Raw genomic sequence first — 21,935 nt, 5'->3', positions numbered from 1 at the left:
ATCTGATGCCGAGCCGTTAACGGGATTGGCCGGCTTTCGATTGGCCTTCTGCATTAGCACTCGTGACCCGTTTTTCAGAACGTTAAGGACAGTTATGTCATCACCCATCGTGATCCTGACCCATGTGGTTAACAGTGCCGTCATCGACGGCTTTATTCCCGCCGCCCGACAACTGGGCCATGAGGTGGTGCTGGTCACCGACCAGGGGCTGGCGCATCGGGAATGCCTGGCAGAGGTGCGCATCCTCGAATGCGACGTCTTCAATCCCCTGGCGATACTGGACCTGCTGACCGAGCAGGCCATCCGTCCCGCCGCCCTGTTCTCCAACAGCGATCATCTGCAGACCGCCGCCGCCATCGCCGCCCGAGCCCTGGATTTGCCGGCCAAGGACTGGCAGGTCTGCTACCGGGCCAAGGACAAGCTGCGCATGCGGGAACGTCTGGCCGAGTTGGGCCTGCCCAGCGTCTGGTCTCGCCAGCTGCAGCCCGGCGAGGTACCGGAGCACGACTGGCCCTACCCGCTGGTGGTCAAACCCAGCCAGGGCGTGGCCTCCCTGGACGTGTGCCGGGTCGACAGCCAGCCTCAGCTGGTCGCCTTGCTGGCAGATCGAGTCCAATCGGCCCCTCTGCTGCTGGAACAATATATGGAAGGCCCGCTGTTCACCCTGGAAACCCTGGGCGACGGCCGGGAGCTGGTGGCCGTCGGCGGCTTCGATGTCGAGCTCTCCGCTCCCCCCCATTTCATCGAGACCCGGGCCCGCTGGCAGGGATCGATCGGCCGGGAGTGGCAGACCCGGGCCCTGGAGCAGGTTCGTCGCTTCGGCGTCGGCCTCGGGGTGTGCCACAGCGAATTTATCCTCACCCGGGACGGCCCCGTACTGGTCGAGATCAACTACCGCAGCATAGGCGACGGCCGTGAGTTCCTGCTGGACCAGTTGCTGCCGGGCGGCTGGTTTGCTCCCATCTTGCGGCTGCATCAGGGCAACCCCCTGCCGGCCATTAGCCCCTCGACACAACAGGCGCTGATCCAGTATCTGGTGGCCGAGTCCAGCGGCCGGCTGGTCCAGGCCCCACAGCCTCCGACCCGGCCCGGCCTAAGCTACAAATCCCTCCGCCAGGCGGGCGACAGCCTGTTGCTGAGCCACTCCAACAAGGATTATCTGGGCGTGCTCTATCTGCAGGCCGAGTCGGCCGGGGAGCTGGAGCAGCTGCACGAAGACGCCATGGCCGCCATCCACTGGGAGATCAACTGATGACAGAACAACAACGCATCTGCCGGCGCATCATGGACACCTGCCTGCGGGAGGATGTACGCCAGATCCTCAGCCGCGGCCGGCGCATCGAGCAGGACGGCCAACTCTGGCTTGAGCTCGACCATCTGGGAACGCCCCTGCGCCTGCCGGTGACAAACTGCGATTACATGCAGCCCCTGCGCACCACGGCCAGCCACTGGTTTTACCGGGCGGGCGACCAGTGGCGCCAGGAGTCCGGCCACCGCGCCTGGCTCGGCCGGCTGATGACCGGTCTGGAGCCGGCGGAGCAGGCACTCTATCTGTCCTATATGGATGAGGCCGACGCCGCGGTCGAGCAGGGCGAGCTTTGTCGCCGGGCCTTCGCCGAACAGGCCGGGCAACTGGCCCGCTTCGGAGGGGACTGGGGAGCGCGGCTGCTGCATGCAGATCAGCTGGCCAGCTTCCTCGATCACCCCTATTACCCCACGGCCCGGGCCAAGTTCGGCTTCAGCCCCGAGCAACTCAGGGCCTATGCGCCCGAGTTCGCCCCGGTATTCGAGCTGCACTGGCTGGCGCTGCCCGCCGGCCGGGTGACCCTGACCGGCCCCCTGCCGGACTGGTGGCCCGGCTTCGCCCAGGTGGGCCTGTCCGCGAGCCTGGCCCACAGCCATGTACTGCTGCCGGTGCACCCGCTCACCTGGCAGCAGCTCGGCCCCCTGCCCGCCGACGCCCTGCCGGCACCCAAGACCTGTCTGCCGGTGGTCCCCACCCTGTCGGTGCGCACCCTGGCCCTGAAGGACAGGCCCGGCGATCATCTCAAGGTGCCGCTGGCCATGGCCACCCTGGGCCAGAAAAACATCCGCCTGATCAAGCCCAGCACCCTGTATGACGGCCACTGGTTCGCCCGCTGCCTGACGACCCTGGAGCATCACGATGCCCGGCTGCAGGGCCATTATCGCCATGTGGACGAATCGGTGGCCGGCCATCTGGGCGATGACAAGCTCCATGCCTTCCTGCTGCGCCGCTACCCCGAGCCCAAAGCCGGCGAAACCCTGGTGCCGGTGGCCGCCCTGTGCAGCCCCCTGCCCGACGGCCGCCCCTATATTGCCGCGCTGCTGGAACAGCAGGGCGGACCCGGACTCGAGCACTGGTGGCAAGAATACTGTGCCCTGATGGCCAGGGTGCATCTGCGGCTGTGGCTGAAATACGGCATTGCCCTGGAATCCAACCAGCAAAATGCCGTGCTGTCCCTCGTACCCGGTCATCCCCTGAGCCTGGTAATGAAAGACAATGACGCCGCCCGGCTGTGGCCGCCCCGCTTCAGCCAGGCCTGTCCGGGACTGGCCGGTAGCCTCGACGAGCTGCGCGATGCCCGTATCCTGGTGGACGACGAGCTGGCCCTGGCGCAGATGTTCACCACCATCACCCTGCAGCTGGATCTCGCCGCCGTGCTCGAGGGCCTAGCCGAACAGGGCTGCCTGGACCGGGAGTGGGGCTACCGGGTGTTGCGCCTGAGCCTGCGGGGCGAGCTGGATGCCCTGCAGCTGGAGGGGCTGGATACCCGGCTGGCCGAAGAACTGCTGTTCGGTGCCGAGCGCCAGTACGTCAAGTACCTGCTGCAAAGCGGCAGCCTGCTCAGCAAGCAACACTCGGGGGCGGCCGACATCAACAAGTTCTACGGGCTGTCGGGCCCCAACTTCCTGCGGGCGGCCCCATGATCAACGTGCTTCCCGCCGTGCTGGCCTGTCATTTCCTGGCGGCCTTTACCGTGCTCGGCATGCCGCTGTTTATGCCCCGCCTGGTGGCCGAATTCGGTCTGGCGCAGACCAGCCCCTGGGTCGGCCTGTTGTACAGCCTGCCCGCCGTGCTCACGGCCATGTCCGCCCCCTGGTGGGGGCGGTTTGCCGATCGCTTCGGCCGCAAGGCCTCGCTGTTGCGGGCCCTGGCTGGACTGAGCCTGGCCTTCCTGCTGGCCGGACTGGCGCCCAGCCTGAACTGGTTCATCCTGGCGCTGGCGCTGCAGGGGCTGTTCGGTGGCACCCTGGCCGCCGCCAACGGATACCTGGCCGTCAGCCTGGGCCGGGAACAGCTCGCCCGCGCCCTGAACTGGACCCAGTTCACCGCCCGCCTGGCGCTGGTCTGTGCACCCATCGGGCTGGGGTTGCTGGCCGCCGCCTTTTCGGTACGCCAGCTCTACCTCTGGCTGGCGCTGTTGCCGCTGCTGGCGCTGGGGTTGGGGTTGGCCCTGCCCGGTGAAGGCAAGGCCGGCACCAAACAAGCGCCCGAAGCCGGTGATGCCGCCCTGCCCGGCCACTGGCTGTGGATGGCCATGGCGCTGCAGTTCCTATTCTTCTTTGCCATGGTGGCGACCTTTCCCTATTTCCTGCCCTATGCCGAGCGGCTGGTCGCCGAGCCGGCACTGATCGGCCTGCTCTACAGCCTGCCGCACCTGGTGTACCTGCTTGTGCAACCCTTTGCGCACCGTTGGCAACTGCCCTGGCGCGCGGCACTGCTGTGGGGGCTGTCGCTGCAACTGCTGGCCTGCCTCTGGCAGTTTCAGCTGCACAGCCTCCCCGCCCTGCTGGCGGCCCGCCTGCTGTTCGGTCTGGGCGTCTGGCTCGGCTTCCAGGGCCTGAACCAGCTGATCGGCCAGCTGACCCAAAGCCACAACGCCGGCAGCTGGTTCGGCAAACTCGACGCAGTGGGCAAGGGCGCCGGGGTGCTGGCCGGTCTGGTGGCCGCCTGGCTCAGCGCCGGTCCGGGCGTGCAAGCCCCCTTTGTCGCCGCCGCCCTGGCCTGTGCCGGTGGCCTGCTGTTACTCGCTTTTTTCACTATGGAGACCCACACAGATGGAAGCCCAGCTCATCTCGACCGCACCGTTAAGTGATCCGCTGCAGGGCCTGGCCGAACATCAGGCCATCGGCTGCCTGTTGAACTGTTACCTGCGGGAATTCGCCCTGCCCGCCGGCCAGGTGGAGTGGCGGGCCGATGGCGATCTGCCCAAGGCCCTAACCAGCACCCTGCTCGCCGGCGAAGCGCTGCGCCTGAGCCTGCCCGAAAGCGGCGTCAAACTGGCGCTGAAGGCGGACCGCGTCAGCCTGTTGGGCCGGGCCCGCTTCAGTTCGGCGCCCTTCATCAAGCGCTTCGGCCAGCCCTGGCGACCGCTGTCGGCCCTGGATGCCCGCCGCCTGCTGCTGCAGGAGATGGCGCTGCAGACCCGTACCCCCTATAACCGGGAGCTGGCGGACCAGTTGGACAACAGCATCGGCATCACCCGCGCCTTCCTGGCCCATGCCCGTCCCGTCCAGGCCGACCGCCTGCTGGAAAGCGAGCAGGCCCTGCTCTGGGGGCATCCCATGCACCCCAGCCCCAAGAGCCGTCACGGCGTGCCCATGGACGCACTGCTGGCCTGTTCACCCGAGGTCGGCGCCCGCTTTCCGCTTTGCTGGTTCCGGGTCGATGACGCCCTGTGGCAACACAGGGGCGAGCCGGCGGTGCTCGCCATGCTGGAACAGCTGGCCGGCGCCCCCGGCCTCTATCCCTGCCACCCCTGGGAGGTCCGCCATATCCTAGACTCCTCGCTCTACCGTCGGGCCGAGCAACGGGGGCTGATCGAATACCTGGGTCCCCGGGGGCTGGCCATGTGGCCCACTTCCTCGGTGCGCACCCTGTATCGCGCGGATCTGCCCTATTTTCTCAAGTGTTCCATCCATGTGCGGCTGACCAACTGCGTGCGCAAGAATGCCTGGTACGAACTGGAAAGCGCGGTCTTTATGAGCGAATGCCTGGCCCCGGTGCTGGAACAGCTGGAGCGGACCAATCCGGGCTTTGTGCTGATGCGGGAGCCCGCCGCCACCAGCTTGGACTTTTCGTCCCTGGCCGGGCCGGCAGAACAGGCGGACGTTCAACACCTGCAGGAATGCTTCGGCCTGCTCTACCGCGACAACCTGGCGCCAAACGCTCAGCAGGCCTGCGAGCCGACCCTGGCCGGTGCCCTGTTCGCCTGGGATCGCTTCGGCCAGAGCCAGCTGGTGCCACGACTAACCGGTCTGGCCCGGGAGCGGGGCTGGTGCTACCGGGACGCCGCCCTGAACTGGTTCGACGCCTACCTGCGCGCCCTGGTGCCCGGGGTGCTGGATGCCTTCTTCAACCATGGGGTGGTGTTCGAGCCCCACCTGCAGAATACCCTGATAGGCTTCGATAACGGCCTGCCGAGCCGGGTCTGGATCCGGGATCTGGAAGGCACCAAGCTGCTCCCGGAGCTGTGGCCGGAGCAGCGCCTACAGGGCCTGTCGGAGCGGGCCCGAGCCTCGGTTTACTATCCCAGGGCCCAGGGCTGGAACCGTATCGGCTATTGCCTGCTGGTCAACAACCTGTCGGAAGCCATCTTCCATCTGGCCGACGGCAGCGCAGAGCTGGAACAGGCCGCCTGGCAGCGGCTGTCGTCTGTCCTGCGGGCCTGGGCCGACGCCAACGGCCGCCCGGAGGAAATCGCCGATCTGCTGGCCGGCGGCCCCCTGCCATCCAAGAACAACCTGAAGACCCGGCTGCTGCAAAAGGCCGACCGTCAGGCCGATTACACCCTGCTTGCCCACCCGATGAGAGCATCCGCATGACCCCCTTGATTGAACAACAACTGCGCCACCTGCAACAGACCGCCGGCGAACCTTTCTGCGCCTATCTCTACGACCTGGACGCGCTGGCCGCCCACGCTAGACAGATGCGCGAGGCCCTGCCCGCCAACTGCGAGCTGTTCTATGCCGCCAAGGCCAACCCCATGGGACCCATCCTGGATACCCTGGCTCCCATCGTGGACGGCTTCGAGGCTGCCTCGGGCGGCGAACTGGCCTGGCTGGCGGAACGGCACCCGCAACAACGACTGCTGTTCGGCGGCCCCGGCAAGCTGAACGCAGAGCTGGAAACCGCCCTGCAATTGGGCGTGGAATGCATCCATGTGGAAAGCCTGACCGAACTGGAGCGGCTAGCTGGCCTCTGTACCGGGCTCGGCTGCACAGCAGGCATCATGCTGCGCATGAACATCCCGCTCGACGGCCTGCCCAGCACCAAGCTCGCCATGGGCGGCAAGCCCACCCCCTTCGGCTTGGACCCGGACGATCTGCCCGAGGCCCTGGCGCTGGTTGCCGAGCATCCCTGTCTTGAGTTACAGGGCTTCCACTTTCACCTGATGTCCCACCAGCTGGATGCTCAGGCCCACCTGGCGTTGATACGGCTCTATTTCCGTACCGTCAAGGGCTGGCAGGCCCAATACGGGCTGGAGACAAAGGTACTGAATGTGGGCGGCGGTATCGGCATCGACTACCAGCAGCCGGATCGGCTATTTGACTGGCCCGCCTTCTGCCGGGATCTGCAGGCGCTGATCATTGACGAACAGATGACCGACACCCGGCTACGCTTCGAATGCGGACGCTTCATCAGCGCCCGCTGCGGCTACTATGTGATGGAGGTGCTAGACATCAAGCGCAACCACGGGGAATGGTTTGCCATCGCCCGCGGCGGCACCCATCATTTCCGCACCCCGGCGGCCCAGGGCCACGATCATCCCTTTTATGTACTGCGCGGCCTGCATCCTGCCCGGCTGCGGGACACTCATGTCACTCTGGTAGGCCAGTTGTGCACCCCCAAGGATGTGCTGGCGCGCCGCCAGCCCATTGCCGAGCTGGCCATCGGCGACTGGCTGGTGTTCCGCCATGCGGGTGCCTATGCCTGGAATATCTCCCACCAGCATTTCCTGATGCACCCGGCACCGGAGCAGCTCTTCCTGAGCGAGAAACACCCGAACAATGGAAGTCACCAAACCATCACGACAGGCTGATCAGGCTGATATTGGTAACGCCATCAGGTGGCTCTGCCGCCATAAACAAGCCAAAGGTAGCAGCCCTATTGCTGACGCTTGATCACAGCGCCCTGCTGTAACCATGAATAAGCAGCAACAGGGCCCGGTAAGTACGCCTGCCATTCAGGCATTCCCGCCACCCATGATGCTCTCCATAAAAAAAGGGGGTTGCCCAAAGCAACCCCCAAATGCCCTGTCAGCTCACTCGTGCTCAGTGGCTAGGCAAAAGATCAGGTTGAACCAGACGGCTCAGGCAACCGGCCTTGAGCAGGCCATCGGCCTGTTCGATATCCGGCGCGAAGAAGCGGTCCTTGTCGTAGTAGCCGACCTTTTCACGCAGGGTTTGACGGGCCAGCTCCAGGGTCGGAGTGGTCTTCAGGCCACCACGGAAGTCCAGGCCCTGACAGGCCGCCAACAGCTCGATAGCCAGCACGCCGCGGCTGTTTTCCACCATGGGCCACAGGCGACGGCCGCCGTTGGGGGCCATGGACACATGGTCTTCCTGGTTGGCGGACGTCGGCAGCGAGTCGACCGAATGCGGGTGCGCCAGCGCCTTGTTGTCGGAGGCCAGTGCCGCCGCCGTCACCTGGGCAATCATAAAGCCGGAGTTGACTCCGCCGTTTTCCACCAGGAAAGGCGGCAGGCCGGACATATGGGTATCCATCATCAGCGATACCCGGCGCTCGCTCAGGGAGCCGATTTCGGCAATCGCCAGGGCGATATTGTCCGCCGCCATGGCCACCGGCTCGGCGTGGAAGTTGCCGCCGGAGATGACGTCATTGTCTTCGGCGAACACCAGCGGGTTGTCGGATACCGCATTGCCTTCGATCAGCAGCACCTCGGCGGCTTGCCGCAACTGGGTCAGGCAGGCCCCCATCACCTGGGGCTGGCAGCGCAGGGAGTAGGGATCCTGTACCTTGGCACAGTTTGCATGAGACTTGCTGAGGTCGCTGGATTCGCCCAGTACATGGCGATAGGCGGCGGCAGCGTCGATCTGCCCCTGCTGGCCACGCACCGCGTGGATGCGGGGATCGAAGGGCCGGCGGGAGCTGAGGGTTGCTTCCACGGTCAGGCCGCCGACCACGATGGCGCTGGCGAACAGATCTTCGGTTTCGAACAGGCCGCGCAGGGCAAAGGCGGTGGACACCTGGGTACCGTTGAGCAGCGCCAGGCCTTCTTTCGGCGCCAGGGCCATCGGCTTGAGCCCGGCAATTTCCAGCGCCTGGCCGGCACTGATCACTTCACCCTGGTAACGGGCCTGGCCTTCGCCCAGCAGTACACAGCTCATGTGCGCCAGCGGCGCCAGGTCGCCAGAGGCGCCCACCGATCCCTTGGCGGGAATGCAGGGATACACCTCATGGTTGACCAGCGCCATCAGCGCATCCAGCACCTTAAGGCGGATGCCGGAAAAGCCCCGGGCCAGGCCGTTGATCTTGAGTACCATGATCAGCCGCACCAGCTCGTCGCTTACCAGTTCACCCAGGCCAGTGGCGTGGGACAGCACCAGCGACCGCTGCAGGGTTTCCAGGTCTTCCGGCTTGATACGGGTATTGGCCAGCAGGCCGAAGCCGGTGTTGATGCCGTATACGGTTCTGTCCTCGGCGACCATGCGGTTGACACAGTCGACCGAGGCTTGAATGGTGCCGTGGGTGCTCGGGTCCAGGCTCAGCTTGACCGGCTGCTCATAGGCTTGGCGCATCTGCGCCAGGGTCATTTTGCCGGGGATGATTTCCAAATTTGACATAGTTCGATTACCTCAGGAATCCAGTTGAGGGCATAATTGGCATAATGCCTGTAACGATGTTTCATCGCGCAACCACTCACAGGTCGCACGAATATCCAGGTGGAGCGAGTGTTCTTCTTCATAGAAGGCTACTCGTTCTCTCAGCTGCCGCCAGGCTAATCCGGTGCCGCGGCCAAATAATGGTTGCTCAATAAAATCAAAAGCCTGAGCTGCCAGAAGATACTCGATAGCCAAGACATGGAAGGCATTGTCCAACGCCTTGTCGAGCTTCAATGCACTGCTTTCCCCCAGGCTCAGGTGGTCTTCCTGCAATCCCGAGGTCAGGTAGTTGTCGGTCACCGCCGGCTGTGCCAGGCGCTTGTTGTCGGCCACCAGCGATGCGGCCGAGTACTGCGCTATCATCATGCCGGACTTGACCCCGCTGCCATGAGTCAGAAACGGCGGCAGTTTGTTGGCTTGGGGCGTCACCAGTCGGAAGCTGCGCCGTTCGGAAATCGAACTCCACTCACAGACGGCGATCGCCAGCAGATCGCAGGCCATGGCTACGGATTCGCCATGGGGGTTGGCCTGGGAGATGACGCGATAGCCTGCCTCTTCCTTTATAACCATTGGGTTATCGGTAGCCGAATTAAGTTCAGCGTTAACCTGACCGGCGGCATGTGCGAACTGATCTCGGCAGGCGCCATGCACCTGAGGGATAGACCTCAGGCTGAGCGCATCCTGCAGGTGTTCGCCCTGGCAACGGGCCAACACCTGACTGTCCTGGAGCAGCTGGCGTAAATTATCTCCACTTTGCTGCACGCCCCTGTGCGTCTTACGCCGGGTCACCAATGGCGAAAGCGCATCAAGCTGGCCACGCAGGGCCTCAAAACTCATGGCACCGATAACATCTGCCCAGGAGGCCAGCCGGGCGGCGTCGGCGAGCGTCAGGCAGGCCAGGCCGGTCATGGCCGGAGTACCGTTGACCAGACAGAGTCCATCCTTGGGTCCGAGCTCCACCGGCGCCATGCCGATGGTATCCAGCGCCTGGCGGGCCGGCACCAGCTGCCCGCGGAATTCAACTTCACCTTCGCCCAGCAGGGCCAGGCCAATATGCGCCATATGGCTCAGATAACCGACGGAGCCCTGCGCCGGCACTCGGGGCACAATGTCCTCGTTGAGCAGGTGCAGCAGTCCCTCAACGACCGCAAGGCTGACCCCGGAACAACCATGGCTGTAGTTAATCACCGCCGAGCAGATAATGGCCCGGACCTGCTCGCGCCTGAGCGGCTCGCCGATCCCACAGGAATGGCTCATCAGGGTATGCCAGGAGAGCTTCTGCAGCTGGTTCCGTTCGAGCACCACATCACACAGGGCGCCCAAGCCGGTATTGATGCCGTAGTAGGGACGGCCCGAATCGGCAAATGCCTCTACCGCCTGACGGGCCGCGCCAACCCGCTCCCAGATGCCGGACGACAACGATAGCGGGGCGTTCAAGCGAGCAACCCGTACCACCTCCTGCCAGCTTATTTCCTGACCGGAGATAATGACCGGAGCTTGCTGATTATTCATAGGCGGCTCCTGTCTTCAGGCTCACGTCGGACTGTTCGCTGCCGTGCGCTTCCTTCTTGGTGATGAACACCCTGATACTGGACGCCACAATCAGCACGAACAGGAACAATACGGTAAAGCCACCGGCCGCGGCCAGATACTTGATGCCATCGACACCCTGGGCACCGCCACCGAACGCCACCATGATGTAGGCGATCACGCTGATCGACACACCCCAGATGATTTTCTGGGTCTTGGGTGACTCTTCGTCGGCATTGATGTTTTTGGTGCAGATGGTCGCGATGGTCGACGACATGGAGTCGGCCGCGGTGGCAAAGGAAATAATCAGGGTGAAAATCGCCAGGGGAACCAGCACACCGGAAAACGGCAGGTGCTGCAGGAAGCCCCAAAGACCCGAAACAGCCCCGTTATCAGTCACTACCTTCACCAGATCCAGGGTGCCGTCCAGCTGCCACTTGAGGGCGGATCCGCCCCAGATGGCAAACCAGACAATGCCGAACAGCGAAGGCAGGATCCAGTTGATGATCAGGAATTCACGCAGGGTACGTCCGTAGGAGATACGCGCCAGGAACAGACCCATCAGGGGTGCATAGGCAATCCAGATTGACCAGTCATACATGGTCCACCAGGTGACCAGCGCTTCACCACCTGATTCCTTGGTGTCGAATGCCCACAGGAAGAAGTTGTCCAGCCAGTAACCCAGGCTGGTGACCGACAGGCTGAAGATATAGCTCACCGGACCGACCAGCAACAATATGACCACAAACGCATAGAATATATAGGCATTGATCGACGAGAGGAATTTGATGCCCCGTTTCAGTCCGGACAGCGCCGAGGTGATAAAGATGGCGGAGATGATCAGGGTCAGCACCAGCCAGGTGGTCGGGTTCGACTCGATGCCGTATTCGGCTTGGATCCCCGAGCTGATTAGAGCCAGACCGGCGCCCAACGAAGAGGCCAGACCCAACGCAATTGCCAGTACCGAGATGATATCGATCAGGGAGCGCACTGCCGGTTTGCTGTCATTGCTGCCGATCACCGGAGAGATGGTCGAGGCAATGGAGAAGTCTTTCTTGCGGTTATAGTGCATATAGCCGATCATCAGACCGACAATGGAATAGATGGCATAGGGAATGAAGCTCCAGTTATGGAAGCTTCTGGCGATCGCGAAGATCGCGGCCTCGGAGGTATTGGCGGCAATCGACTGGTTGCTGATTTCCCCGTAGATATTGCCCATATAGATGATGGGTTCGTTGACCGAGTAAGTCACAACCCCGGTCGCGATACCACCGGTCAGCGCCATGGCAAAATTGGATGCCATCGAGAACTTCGGCTTGGCATTGGCGCCACCCAGGCGGATATTGCCGGCCTTGGAGAAGAAAATATATCCCACCACTCCCAGTGCCGACACCGCCAGCAGCTGATACAGCCAGGCAAAGTCAGATAACGAGAAGTAGAAAACATTCTTGGCTACTTTTACCAACAATTCGTTATTGATCAGCCCCACGGCCACCGCGATCAGCACGATCGCGAAGGCCGGGACGAACACACCGACATTCAGGCTTTTCTTTCCGTTCACAGACATGATGTCTTCCTTGTGCATATTGCATCGAAAACCGGAACGGAAGCCGGCGCAACGAGCCGGCTTCCTCTTACTACAAGCTAAGATCTATCACTGCGTACTCAGCGAATATTCACCATCGGCAGGTCCAATCCCTGCTCACGGGCACAATCGATAGCGATATCGTACCCGGCGTCGGCGTGACGCATCACACCGGTGCCCGGGTCATTACGCAGCACACGGCCCAGGCGGGCAGCGGCGGCGTCGGTACCGTCGGCCACGATAACCACACCGGCGTGCTGACTGAAGCCCATGCCGACACCACCACCGTGGTGCAGGGAAACCCAGGTAGCGCCGCCTGCGGTGTTCAGCAGCGCGTTAAGCAGCGACCAGTCGGAAATGGCATCAGAGCCGTCTTTCATGGCTTCGGTTTCGCGGTTGGGGCTGGTGACGGAGCCGGAGTCCAGATGGTCACGACCGATCACGATCGGTGCCTTCAGCTCGCCGTTCTTGACCATTTCGTTAAAGGCCAGCGCCAGGCGGGCGCGGTCTTTCAGGCCGACCCAGCAGATACGGGCGGGTAGGCCCTGGAAAGCGATGCGCTCGCGGGCCATGTCCAGCCAGTTGTGCAAGTGCGGGTCGTCGGGGATCAGCTCCTTCACCTTGGCGTCGGTCTTGTAGATATCTTCCGGATCGCCGCTCAGTGCAACCCAGCGGAACGGACCTATGCCTTCGCAGAACAGCGGACGGATATAGGCCGGTACGAAACCGGGGAAGTCAAAGGCGTTCTCGACCCCCTTCTCTTTTGCCATCTGGCGGATGTTGTTGCCATAGTCGGTGGTCGCAGCGCCGCGGCTCTGCAGGGTCAGCATGGCCCGCACCTGGATGGCCATGGATTCCTTGGCGGCATCGACGACGGCCGCCTCGTCCTTCTGGCGCATTTCGGCGGCGTATTCCATGGTCCAGCCCTTAGGCAGGTAGCCATTCAGCGGATCATGGGCGCTGGTCTGGTCGGTCACCACGTCCGGCACTATGCCGCGCTCGACGATTTCCGGGAAGATATCGGCGCAGTTGCCCAGCAAACCGACGGAAACGGCTTCACCCTTGGCCTTGGCTTCTTCGATCATCGCCAGTGCTTCATCCAGGCTGTAGGCCTTCTTGTCGACATAACGGGTACGCAGACGGAAATCGATACGGGTTTCATCGCATTCAACCGTGATACAGGAGAAACCGGCCATGGTGGCGGCCAGCGGCTGGGCGCCACCCATGCCCCCCAGACCACCGGTCAGCACCCAGCGGCCCTGAGCCACACCGTCGAAGTGCTGCTTGGCCATGGCGGCGAAAGTTTCATAAGTGCCCTGGACGATGCCCTGGGAGCCGATGTAGATCCAGGAGCCGGCGGTCATCTGGCCGTACATCATCAGACCTTTCTTATCCAGCTCGTTGAAATGTTCCCAGTTGGCCCAGTGGGGTACCAGGTTGGAGTTGGCGATCAGCACCCGTGGCGCGTCGGCATGGGTCTTGAACACCCCCACCGGCTTGCCGGATTGGATCAGCAGGGATTCATCGTCTTCGAGGCGCTGCAGCACTTCGATGATCTTGTCATAACAATCCCAGTTGCGGGCGGCACGACCGATACCACCGTAAACCACCAGATCCTCGGGCCGCTCGGCAACATCGGGATGCAGGTTGTTCATCAGCATGCGCATCGCAGCTTCAGTCAGCCAGCTTTTACATATTTTATTGACGCCGGTCGGGGCCTTGATGACGCGGCTGGGATCATGACGATTATTTTGTTGTGACATGGGGTGTCCCTCTTACAGTGTCAAAGTATGAATTAACCGAGCCGCTAACCGAGCCGTATGGCCATCAACGTCGTACTCGGGGTTGAGTTCTGCCAGATCGGCAATCCGTAACTTGCCGCTGGCCTTAATCTGTTCAATCAAAGGTTCAATCACATCCAGTGCGACTCCCCGGGGGGCCGGTGCACTGACGCCGGGCGCCTGGGCTGCGGGAAACACATCGATATCTATGGTCAGGTACAGGTGGTCACAGCCGCCGATAAAGGCATCCAGGCCAGCCTGCAGCTCCGACAAGCGGGACTGGGTCATGGCCCTGTCTTCCCATACCAGTACCTTCAGCTGTTCGGCTCGCTCGAACAGCGCCCGGGTATTGGAGGCACGACTCACGCCCAGGCAGGCGTACTGGAAGGGCCAGCCTTGACGCTCACAGGCCTGTGCTATCTGGGCAAAAGGCGTACCGGAGGACACCACGAAACCGGGAGCGCGCAGATCGAAGTGGGCATCGAAATTGATGATGCCGATGCGGGGGCTCTGCTCCTGTCTCGCCAGGTAATCAGCCAGGCCGCTCCAGGAACCGAAGGCCACCTCGTGGCCGCCCCCCATCACAATGGGCAGCTGCCGGTGCGCCAGGCACTCGGCTACCTGCCCGGCCAGTGCAGCGTGGGCCTGCTCCAGGGCTTCGCCTTTGCAGACAACATCACCCGCATCATGAACAGGGGCCGACTGGTGCCAGGCCAAGCTCGCCAGCGCCTTGCGCATGGCGGCAGGTCCCTTGGCGGCCCCGACTCGTCCCTTGTTGCGGCGCACGCCTTCATCGCTGCAAAAACCAATCAGGGTATAACCCGGCTCGGCCGTTTGGCTGAACGGTTGTACCTGCTGGTGCCAACGGGCGGTATTGGGCTCGGGATCGACTCGGCCGTTCCAGGCGTTCATTTCCGGCTTCATGCCTTCACTCCTGCAAAAATACGTTGGGTTAACCGGGGTAGGCCCACGCTATAGGCCAGCTCGGCAGGGTTCTGGGTATCCCACAGACAGAAATCCGCCTGCAGGCCGGGGGCGAGCCGGCCCACTTGCTGCTGCAGCCCCAGCGCCCGAGCACCATGGGCGGTGACGCCGCGCAGGGCCTCAAGCGGGGTCAGGCGGAACAGGGTGCAGGCCATGTTCAACATCAGTTTCAGGCTGAAGATGGGCGAACTGCCCGGGTTGGCATCGGTGGCCAGCGCCATGGGCACCCCATGTCGACGCAACAACTCGATAGGTGGCAACTGGGTTTCGCGCAGCATATAAAAAGCACCGGGCAGCAGGGTGGCAACCGTACCGGCCTCGGCCAGGGCCTTGACCCCCGCTTCATCCAGGTATTCGATATGATCCACCGAAGCCGCGCCGGCCCGGGCGGCGGCGGCGCTGCCCCCCAGGTTGGAAAGCTGCTCTGTGTGGCCCTTGATAGCCAAGCCATGTGCCTTGGCGGCGGCATAGACCCGTTCGCACTGCTCGACCGAGAAGGCGATGCTTTCACAGAACACATCCACCGCATCGGCCAGGCCCTCGGCGGCAGCCGCCGGGATCATTTCCTCGCATACCAGCCGGATATAGCCATCGGCGTCGTCTTTATACTCAGGCGGCAGCGCATGGGCGCCGAGCAGGGTAGTCACCACCCGAACCCTGAGCTCTCGCCCGAGGCGGCGCGCCACCCGCAGCATCTTTAGTTCGCTTTCCAGGCTCAGACCGTAGCCGGACTTGATTTCGACCGTGGTCGCCCCGTCCGCCATCAACGCCTGCAGGCGGGGCTTGGCGGCCTCGAACAAAGCCTCCTCGCCCGCCGCCCGGGTTGCCTTGACGGTACTGATGATGCCGCCGCCGGCACGGGCGATTTCTTCGTAGCTCTTGCCTTCCAGACGGGCTTCGAACTCGCCGGCCCGGTTGCCGCCAAACACCAGATGGGTATGGCAGTCGACCAGTCCCGGCGTCACCAGGGCCCCCTCCACATCAATACACTCGAAGCCGGACCGATCACCGGTATTCAGCTCGGCCATCGGCTTGAGCCAGGCAATCTGCCCGTCTGTTACCGCCATGGCCATACGCTGCTCCCGGGTGTTCAAGCCATCAAACAGGGTTGCATTAAGCCAGAGTGTATTGTCGGTGCCGTGGTTCATGGTTTAGCTCCTTGTCTATTTGTATATACATTCAAACATAAAACGCGGATAGGCAAGCGAAACATCAAATAAACTTACCTAAAAGTGATCTGAATCACACCTAAACGCAATACACCATTAACAAACCCTGACTATTTGTATATACATTAAGGCGTCCAAATATTTAATCTTTAAGGAGGGACCGCAATGAATCAGGTAACGGAGCAGGCTTGCCCCACAGGCAAAGCCATGGGCCGGCTGATAGGCCTGAGCGCCATTGGCATATTTATATTCTTCATTCCCATCAGCCTGCAGGGTAAGCAAAGCATCCCCCTGGATCATATGGTGAGCTGGCTGCGCGGCGCCCTGGGCGACGCCGGTGCCGCCTGGTACGCCATGGGGATGATACTGGCCGGCGCCGTTCATCCGCTGGTCACCGGCCGCTGGCGGGAAAGTATCACCGACAAGGTGTTCCTGCTGCTGAAATGGTTGGGGCTGGCCGCCGGCATCATGGCGGTCACGGGGGCCGGGCCCGCGATACTGCAGGCGCCGGACATGCTGCCCTTTCTGTTCAACAAGCTGGTGATTTCGGTCGGCCTGATCGTCCCCCTCGGCTCGGTGTTTCTGGCCTTCCTGGTGGGCTATGGCCTGCTGGAAGCGATCGGCATACTGGTTCAGAAACTGATGCAACCCATCTGGCGTACACCGGGTCGTTCGGCCATCGATGCGGTAGCCTCCTTTGTCGGCAGCTATTCCATCGGTCTGCTGATCACTAACCGGGTATACAGCTCCGGTCATTATTCGGCCCGAGAGGCCGCCATCATCGCCACCGGGTTTTCCACCGTCTCGGCGACCTTTATGATCATCGTCGCCAAGACCCTGGATCTGATGGATATCTGGAACCAGTATTTCTGGCTCACCCTGTTGATCACCTTTATCGTCACCGCCATCACGGTTCGGCTACCGCCGCTGTCTACCATGGACAACCATGCCCGGCACCGGGAGCCGGAATGCAACGCGGGTAACCGTCTGGGCGTCGCCTGGCAGAATGGCCTGGAAGTTGCCGAACAGGCCCCCGGCCTGGGCAAGAGCATCATCGACAACTTCAAGGATGGCCTGGTGATGACTATCAGCATACTGCCGTCCATCATGTCGGTCGGCCTGCTGGGCCTGTTGATCGCCAAATTTACGCCGGTATTCGACTGGCTGGGTTACCTGTTTTACCCGGTCACCTGGCTGTGGGGAATGGAGGACGGCATGGCCTTGTCCCGCGCCACCGCCGCCGGACTGGCGGAAATGTTTCTGCCGGCGCTATTGATGGGCGAAGCCGACTTCATCGCCCGCTTCGCCGCCGGAGTGGTATGCGTATCATCGGTGCTGTTTTTCTCGGCCTCCATCCCCTGCATACTGGCTACCCGCATCCCGCTGAAGGTCGGTACCCTGGTGGTGGTCTGGTTTATCCGCGCACTGTTGAGCTTGCTGCTGGCCATCCCCACCGCCATGCTGGTGGCAAGCTGGCAATAAGTGAAGGAGCGGCGCCTCACCGGGGCGCCGCTCCTGGTATCTACCGCTCGCCCTAGTTCTTCAGGATAAAATTCGACCAATTAAACGCCAGGCAGGGAACGCAGATAACAAAGGCCGAGGCTGAGGCTGGTTCCCGTCCCTGCTTGCCGCTAAGATAGTGTTTTTTATAAGAGAAACCGTCATGGCACTGAACGCCACCCTGCACAAGGTCCGCATGAATATCAGCGACCTGCATCGTCACTATTACCAGGAACACAGCCTGACCGTTGCCAGACACCCCTCCGAGACCGAAACCCGACTGATGGTACGGCTGCTGGCCTTTATGCGCCATGGCCATGAAGATTTGAGCTTCACCAAGGGATTATCGACCGACGATGAACCCGAGCTGTGGCAGAAGTCACCCGATGGGCGTACCCTGCTGTGGGTCGAGCTGGGTGAGCCCAGCGTCAAGCGCATCAAACAGGCCCTGTCCCGGGCCGAGCAGGTGGTGATCTACAGCTATGGTGGACGCAGCGCCCTGGAATGGTGGAACAAGCACCAGACCGAGCTGGGCCAGCTGCCCCGATTACAGATTTTTCATCTGGCCGATCCCCAACCCACTCAGCTGGCGGAGTTGTGTACCCGCTCGATGGATCTCTACGCCACCCTGCAGGAGTACGAGGTACAGCTGACCGATGGCGAGCACAGCCTGGATCTGCAGCTGACCCAGTGGCGCTAAGGTTTAACCCAGCTTAAGCGTCGATCTGAGTTTGTAGCGATCCCCCGGATGCCAGAGGCGGGCAAAACTGACCAGCTGGTGCAGTGACCAGGTCCGCCGGCTGACCAGTAGGCAGGGGGTATCCGGCTTGACCTTCAGCCACTCGCCGATCAGAGGCGGTGCTACCCTGGCCTCCACTATGTGTTCCAGATCGGACAACGGGCAATTCTGCACCAGAAAAGCATTAGGCGTCATCTGGCTAAAATCGCAAGACAGATAATCGGGCACCAGCACCGGATTAACAAAACGCTCCTCGACCTGGATGGGTACCCCGTTCTCCTTATGCACTATCACCGAATGATAGACATTGGCATTGAGCCGCATACCCATCTGCAGGGCAATCTCTTCATCCGCCCGACGATTTTCCAGCAGGATCACGCTGTTGCTGTAGCTATGGCCTCGGCTGCGCACTTCGTCGGCAATATTGTTGATATCGGCCAGGGGGGATTCGGCCTTGGGCTCGGTAACAAAGGTCCCCAATCCCGCCCGACGAACCAGGTAACCTTCCTGCACCAGATCCCGGATCGCCTTGTGGGCCGTCATCCGGCTGACAGAAAACTGTTCAGCCAGCGTCTGCTCGGGTGGGATCTGCTGATACAGCGGATATTCACCGGAATGGATGCGGGATAGGATATGTTGCTTGATTTGCTGATAAAGTGGGGTTGATTGGGTCACTTGGCCTCCTGTTGCTGACTCAATTGTACATACAATCAAAATCGAGTCATACAACAAGGCGAAAAAGGCGTGATACCGGCCCAATGGCCGTAGGGCAAAGGCCGGCTAGATGGCTGGCAGCCGCCGTTGGTCGGGCGTGCAGGGGAAGGTAACAAGCAAGGCTTTCAACCCTGGGAAATTTAAGATAAGGTGCCGCCCATCAAGCAAGCAGCACCATCGGCAGGATGACCTTGGAAAAACACGAAGAAATTCTAGTAGCGTTGCGCCAGATTATCCGGGCCATCGATATCCACTCCCGCAAGCTCAGCAAAGAGTCGGGTCTGACCGGACCCCAGCTGCTGTTGATGCAGGCGATCCAGGATATGGGCGATATCACCATGCGCGAGTTGGCTCAGAGTACCAATATGAGCCAGGCCACTGCGACCACCATTATCGATCGGCTCGAGCAAAAAAACCTGGTACGGCGGGTACGTAGCCAAACCGACAAACGCAAGGTCCATGCGGTATTAACCGACGAGGGCGTGGCCAAGTTAAAAACGGCCCCCCGCCCCCTGCAAGAGAGCTTCATCAAACGCTTTCAGGCGTTGGATGCCTGGGAGCAAAATCTGCTGTTATCATCGTTGCAGCGGGTATCGACCATGATGAACGCCAGCGATCTGGATGTCGCTCCCCTGCTGCAGGTAGGCAGCCTGCTCCACGAATAACCGGCTTATTCCTCCAGGCTGATGCCCAGATTGGAAATCCCGTCCTGGCCTGAAAAGTCCCGGATGGCCAGGATGGTCTGGGCCTCCCTGGGCTGGGCAACCCGTTCCAGCAAGGCCACCTGGAACTCCATCTCGGCCTCGATCAGCTCATTTTCGTACAACTCATCATCGCTGAGATCCCGCTCGGCCAACAGCTCGACAAAGCCGGCCACCGAACCCAACGAGGCGTGACTGGCCTCAGTGGCTTCTTCACCGATACGGCAAATGACCGAATTATAGGCCGCACCCAGGGCCACGCAGGCGTCCAGTGCCGGATAGGCCCCATAGGACTCAAAACGAGCGGGATCCGGAATCATCTTTTCAAACTCTTCCAGTTCGGCGGACAAGTCCACCCGGGAGCCCTTGACCGTCAGATAGGTCCATAATACATCCAGGGTATGACGAAAACGTTCCCCGTCACCAAATCCCGAGGTCTCGGCAAACAACCGATAATTGGGGTACATACGTTCGGCCAGGCTAAGCGCAAATACCGTTTGTTGCCAGGGCATCAACTTGTTTATTTTTTTATAAAATTTGTCACCAAACACGCGGGAGTCCTTGTTGTCTCGGCTGCCCCTGGCGTCAAGCGTCGCCATCCTGACCTTTTACGGCCGTGGCTCACACTTTGCGCGGGAAACCCTGGTATAAGTCTGTGCGTGTGCCATTGTCTCACAAAAAGGTCTTACAAGAAGCATATTGAGGAGATTAAGGTATGTCCGCTCATACCCTGCTACTGCTCAGTCAGGACAACGAACAATACCACGCCCTGCTAAAGCAGGCCTATCTGCCCGGCCTGACCATCGTCGCTCCCACGCTGCAGGGGGAAATCCAGGCCGCCCTGCCCATTGCGGATATCCTGCTGGGCGAACCGGCCCGCCTCAAACCCTGGCTGAAAGAAGCCCGCGCCCTGAAGTGGGCCCAATCCACCTACGCCGGGGTCGATACCTTGCTGACCCCCGGTTGCCGTCATGATTACCGGCTGACCAATGTGCGGGACATTTTCGGTCCCCTGATCAGCGAATATATCTTTGCCCACCTGTTGTCGGTCACCCGCCACCTGCGGCATTACCGCGAACAACAGCGGCATCATAACTGGCAACCCATCCCCTATCAGAGCCTGCAGGGCAAGACCATGCTGATCGTGGGCACCGGCAGCATTGGTCAGCATATCGCCAATACCGCCAGACAATTCGGCATCACTGTGCTCGGCGTCAGCCGCTCCGGACGGGAGGCACCGGGATTTGAACGCACCTACCAGGTCCAGGCCCTGAACAAGGTACTGCCCAAGGCCGATATCCTGGTCAGCGTGCTGCCGTCGACCCCCGAGACCCGTAATCTGTTCGATGGCGAGCGACTCAATCATATCAAGCCGGGGGTGATCTTCTTTAATATCGGCCGGGGTGATGCAGTGGATGAAGCCGCCCTGATCCAGGCCCTGCGCAATGGCCGCATCGGCGCCGCCATCCTGGATGTGTTTGCCACCGAGCCGCTGCCGGCAGACAGCCTGTTATGGGATATGCCCAATGTCATCGTTACCCCCCATAACGCCGGCTACAGCTTTCCCGACCAGGTAGTCGGCCGCTTCTGCCGCAATTACCTGAAGTTTATCGAGGGTAAGCCAATGGAAGGCCTGGTGAACTTCGATCTGGGGTATTGATGGAGCCGGGGGATAACATGGCCGAGCCATTGGACAAGCTGTTGGTGCGGGTACGCAATTGCCAGATCTGCGCCGCCAGCCTGCCCCTGGGTCCCCGACCCGTGGTGCAGATAGCTCGCCAGGCACGCATCATGATTATCGGTCAGGCGCCAGGTCTCAGGGTGCATAAAACCGGCCTGCCCTGGAACGACGCCTCGGGCGATAACCTGAGGAACTGGCTGGGGGTCAGCCGGGAGCAGTTTTACAATCCGTCGCTGTTCGCCATCATGCCCATGGGCTTTTGTTACCCGGGCAAGAGCACGTCCGGGGACTTACCTCCCCGCCCCGAGTGTGCACCCGCCTGGCACCACCAATTATGGGAACTACTGCCCAATATCGAACTGACCCTGTTGATCGGGCGCTATGCCCAGCGCTACTACCTCATCGGGGAAGCCTACGCCACCCTGACCGAAACGGTACGGCACTGGCAGCAGTATGCCCCTACCCGCATCCCCCTGCCCCATCCCTCCCCCCGCAACCGACGCTGGCTGAGCCAGAACCCCTGGTTTGAGCAAGAAGAACTGCCGGCGCTGCGGGCACGGGTACATGAGGTGTTGGGGGACACACAGAGGTAGGTTGAGATGCGGTACGAATCCCAACATGCATGCGACCAACTGCTGAAATGTTGGGACTCATGCTTCGTCCCAACCTACGGCCTCACGCAC

Annotated in this window: 18 protein-coding genes; 10 read left to right on the top strand and 8 right to left on the bottom strand. The window is 61.6% G+C overall.

Annotated features, from left to right (window positions below; genetic code table 11):
• Window positions 1-94: 94 nt before the first annotated feature.
• From DCS96_RS16990 to DCS96_RS16970, 5 genes are read left to right on the top strand one after another with little or no spacing between them, the layout of a single operon-like run.
• Complete coding sequence (locus DCS96_RS16990) at window positions 95-1,252, top strand: ATP-grasp domain-containing protein (RefSeq protein ID WP_116475602.1); 1,158 nt, start codon at window positions 95-97, stop codon at window positions 1,250-1,252.
• Window positions 1,252-2,949 (top strand): IucA/IucC family protein, encoded by a 1,698-nt coding sequence (locus DCS96_RS16985; RefSeq protein WP_116475601.1) that lies wholly within the window; start codon window positions 1,252-1,254, stop codon window positions 2,947-2,949. The genes DCS96_RS16990 and DCS96_RS16985 overlap by 1 nt, the downstream gene beginning before the upstream one ends.
• The gene (locus DCS96_RS16980) at window positions 2,946-4,118 is read left to right on the top strand and encodes an MFS transporter (RefSeq protein ID WP_116475600.1); all 1,173 of its coding nucleotides are present in this window, start codon (window positions 2,946-2,948) and stop codon (window positions 4,116-4,118) included. Before DCS96_RS16985 ends, DCS96_RS16980 begins: the two co-directional genes overlap by 4 nt.
• Window positions 4,081-5,847: an IucA/IucC family protein gene (locus DCS96_RS16975; protein WP_116475599.1), complete on the top strand. Its 1,767-nt coding sequence runs from the start codon at window positions 4,081-4,083 to the stop codon at window positions 5,845-5,847. The genes DCS96_RS16980 and DCS96_RS16975 overlap by 38 nt, the downstream gene beginning before the upstream one ends.
• Window positions 5,844-7,064 carry a type III PLP-dependent enzyme gene (locus DCS96_RS16970; RefSeq protein ID WP_116475598.1) on the top strand — a complete coding sequence of 407 codons (1,221 nt, stop codon included), beginning with the start codon at window positions 5,844-5,846 and terminating at the stop codon, window positions 7,062-7,064. Before DCS96_RS16975 ends, DCS96_RS16970 begins: the two co-directional genes overlap by 4 nt.
• A 232-nt stretch (window positions 7,065-7,296) precedes the next feature.
• On the opposite strand, the gene hutH is transcribed toward DCS96_RS16970, so the two are convergent.
• The 6 genes from hutH to hutI form a co-directional block, all read right to left on the bottom strand.
• Window positions 7,297-8,829, bottom strand: coding sequence for a histidine ammonia-lyase (hutH, locus tag DCS96_RS16965; protein WP_116475597.1), 1,533 nt, complete (start codon window positions 8,827-8,829; stop codon window positions 7,297-7,299).
• 12 nt (window positions 8,830-8,841) lie between these two features.
• Window positions 8,842-10,380 (bottom strand): HAL/PAL/TAL family ammonia-lyase, encoded by a 1,539-nt coding sequence (locus DCS96_RS16960; protein WP_116475596.1) that lies wholly within the window; start codon window positions 10,378-10,380, stop codon window positions 8,842-8,844.
• A complete protein-coding gene (locus DCS96_RS16955; protein WP_116475595.1) occupies window positions 10,373-11,965 on the bottom strand; it encodes a BCCT family transporter in 1,593 nt (530 codons plus the stop codon). Before DCS96_RS16955 ends, DCS96_RS16960 begins: the two co-directional genes overlap by 8 nt.
• Window positions 11,966-12,063: 98 nt before the next feature.
• Window positions 12,064-13,746, bottom strand: coding sequence for a urocanate hydratase (hutU, locus tag DCS96_RS16950; RefSeq protein ID WP_116475594.1), 1,683 nt, complete (start codon window positions 13,744-13,746; stop codon window positions 12,064-12,066).
• A 12-nt stretch (window positions 13,747-13,758) separates the two neighbouring features.
• A complete protein-coding gene (hutG, locus tag DCS96_RS16945; RefSeq protein WP_116475593.1) occupies window positions 13,759-14,688 on the bottom strand; it encodes a formimidoylglutamase in 930 nt (309 codons plus the stop codon).
• Complete coding sequence (hutI, locus tag DCS96_RS16940; protein ID WP_116475592.1) at window positions 14,685-15,896, bottom strand: imidazolonepropionase; 1,212 nt, start codon at window positions 15,894-15,896, stop codon at window positions 14,685-14,687. Before hutI ends, hutG begins: the two co-directional genes overlap by 4 nt.
• Window positions 15,897-16,082: 186 nt before the next feature.
• Between hutI and DCS96_RS16935 the strand changes: the two genes are divergently transcribed.
• Together DCS96_RS16935 and DCS96_RS16930 are read left to right on the top strand one after the other, a co-directional pair.
• The gene (locus DCS96_RS16935; RefSeq protein ID WP_116475591.1) at window positions 16,083-17,399 is read left to right on the top strand and encodes a YjiH family protein; all 1,317 of its coding nucleotides are present in this window, start codon (window positions 16,083-16,085) and stop codon (window positions 17,397-17,399) included.
• Window positions 17,400-17,580: 181 nt separating this feature from the next.
• Entirely contained in the window at window positions 17,581-18,117 is a 537-nt protein-coding gene (locus DCS96_RS16930) for a YaeQ family protein (protein ID WP_116475590.1), read from the top strand.
• A 3-nt stretch (window positions 18,118-18,120) separates the two neighbouring features.
• Here DCS96_RS16930 and hutC read toward each other — a convergent pair whose 3' ends face one another.
• Window positions 18,121-18,831 carry a histidine utilization repressor gene (gene hutC / locus DCS96_RS16925; protein ID WP_116475589.1) on the bottom strand — a complete coding sequence of 237 codons (711 nt, stop codon included), beginning with the start codon at window positions 18,829-18,831 and terminating at the stop codon, window positions 18,121-18,123.
• 230 nt (window positions 18,832-19,061) lie between these two features.
• On the opposite strand from hutC, the gene DCS96_RS16920 reads away from it, so the two are divergent.
• Window positions 19,062-19,535 carry a MarR family winged helix-turn-helix transcriptional regulator gene (locus DCS96_RS16920; RefSeq protein WP_116475678.1) on the top strand — a complete coding sequence of 158 codons (474 nt, stop codon included), beginning with the start codon at window positions 19,062-19,064 and terminating at the stop codon, window positions 19,533-19,535.
• A gap of 5 nt (window positions 19,536-19,540) precedes the next feature.
• Here the strand turns inward: DCS96_RS16920 and DCS96_RS16915 are convergent, their stop codons facing one another.
• Window positions 19,541-20,122, bottom strand: a complete 582-nt coding sequence (locus tag DCS96_RS16915; RefSeq protein ID WP_116475588.1) for a YjaG family protein — start codon at window positions 20,120-20,122, stop codon at window positions 19,541-19,543.
• A 164-nt stretch (window positions 20,123-20,286) separates the two neighbouring features.
• Here DCS96_RS16915 and DCS96_RS16910 point away from each other — a divergent pair, with 164 nt between their 5' ends.
• Together DCS96_RS16910 and DCS96_RS16905 are read left to right on the top strand one after the other, a co-directional pair.
• A complete protein-coding gene (locus tag DCS96_RS16910; protein WP_116475587.1) occupies window positions 20,287-21,231 on the top strand; it encodes a D-2-hydroxyacid dehydrogenase in 945 nt (314 codons plus the stop codon).
• 17 nt (window positions 21,232-21,248) lie between these two features.
• Window positions 21,249-21,845 (top strand): uracil-DNA glycosylase family protein, encoded by a 597-nt coding sequence (locus DCS96_RS16905; protein ID WP_116475677.1) that lies wholly within the window; start codon window positions 21,249-21,251, stop codon window positions 21,843-21,845.
• The last annotated feature ends 90 nt before the right edge of the window (window positions 21,846-21,935 follow it).

Source organism: Zobellella maritima (assembly GCF_003075035.1).
Lineage (GTDB): Bacteria > Pseudomonadota > Gammaproteobacteria > Enterobacterales > Aeromonadaceae > Oceanimonas > Oceanimonas maritima.
This window is presented reverse-complemented; position numbering and strand designations above follow the sequence as displayed.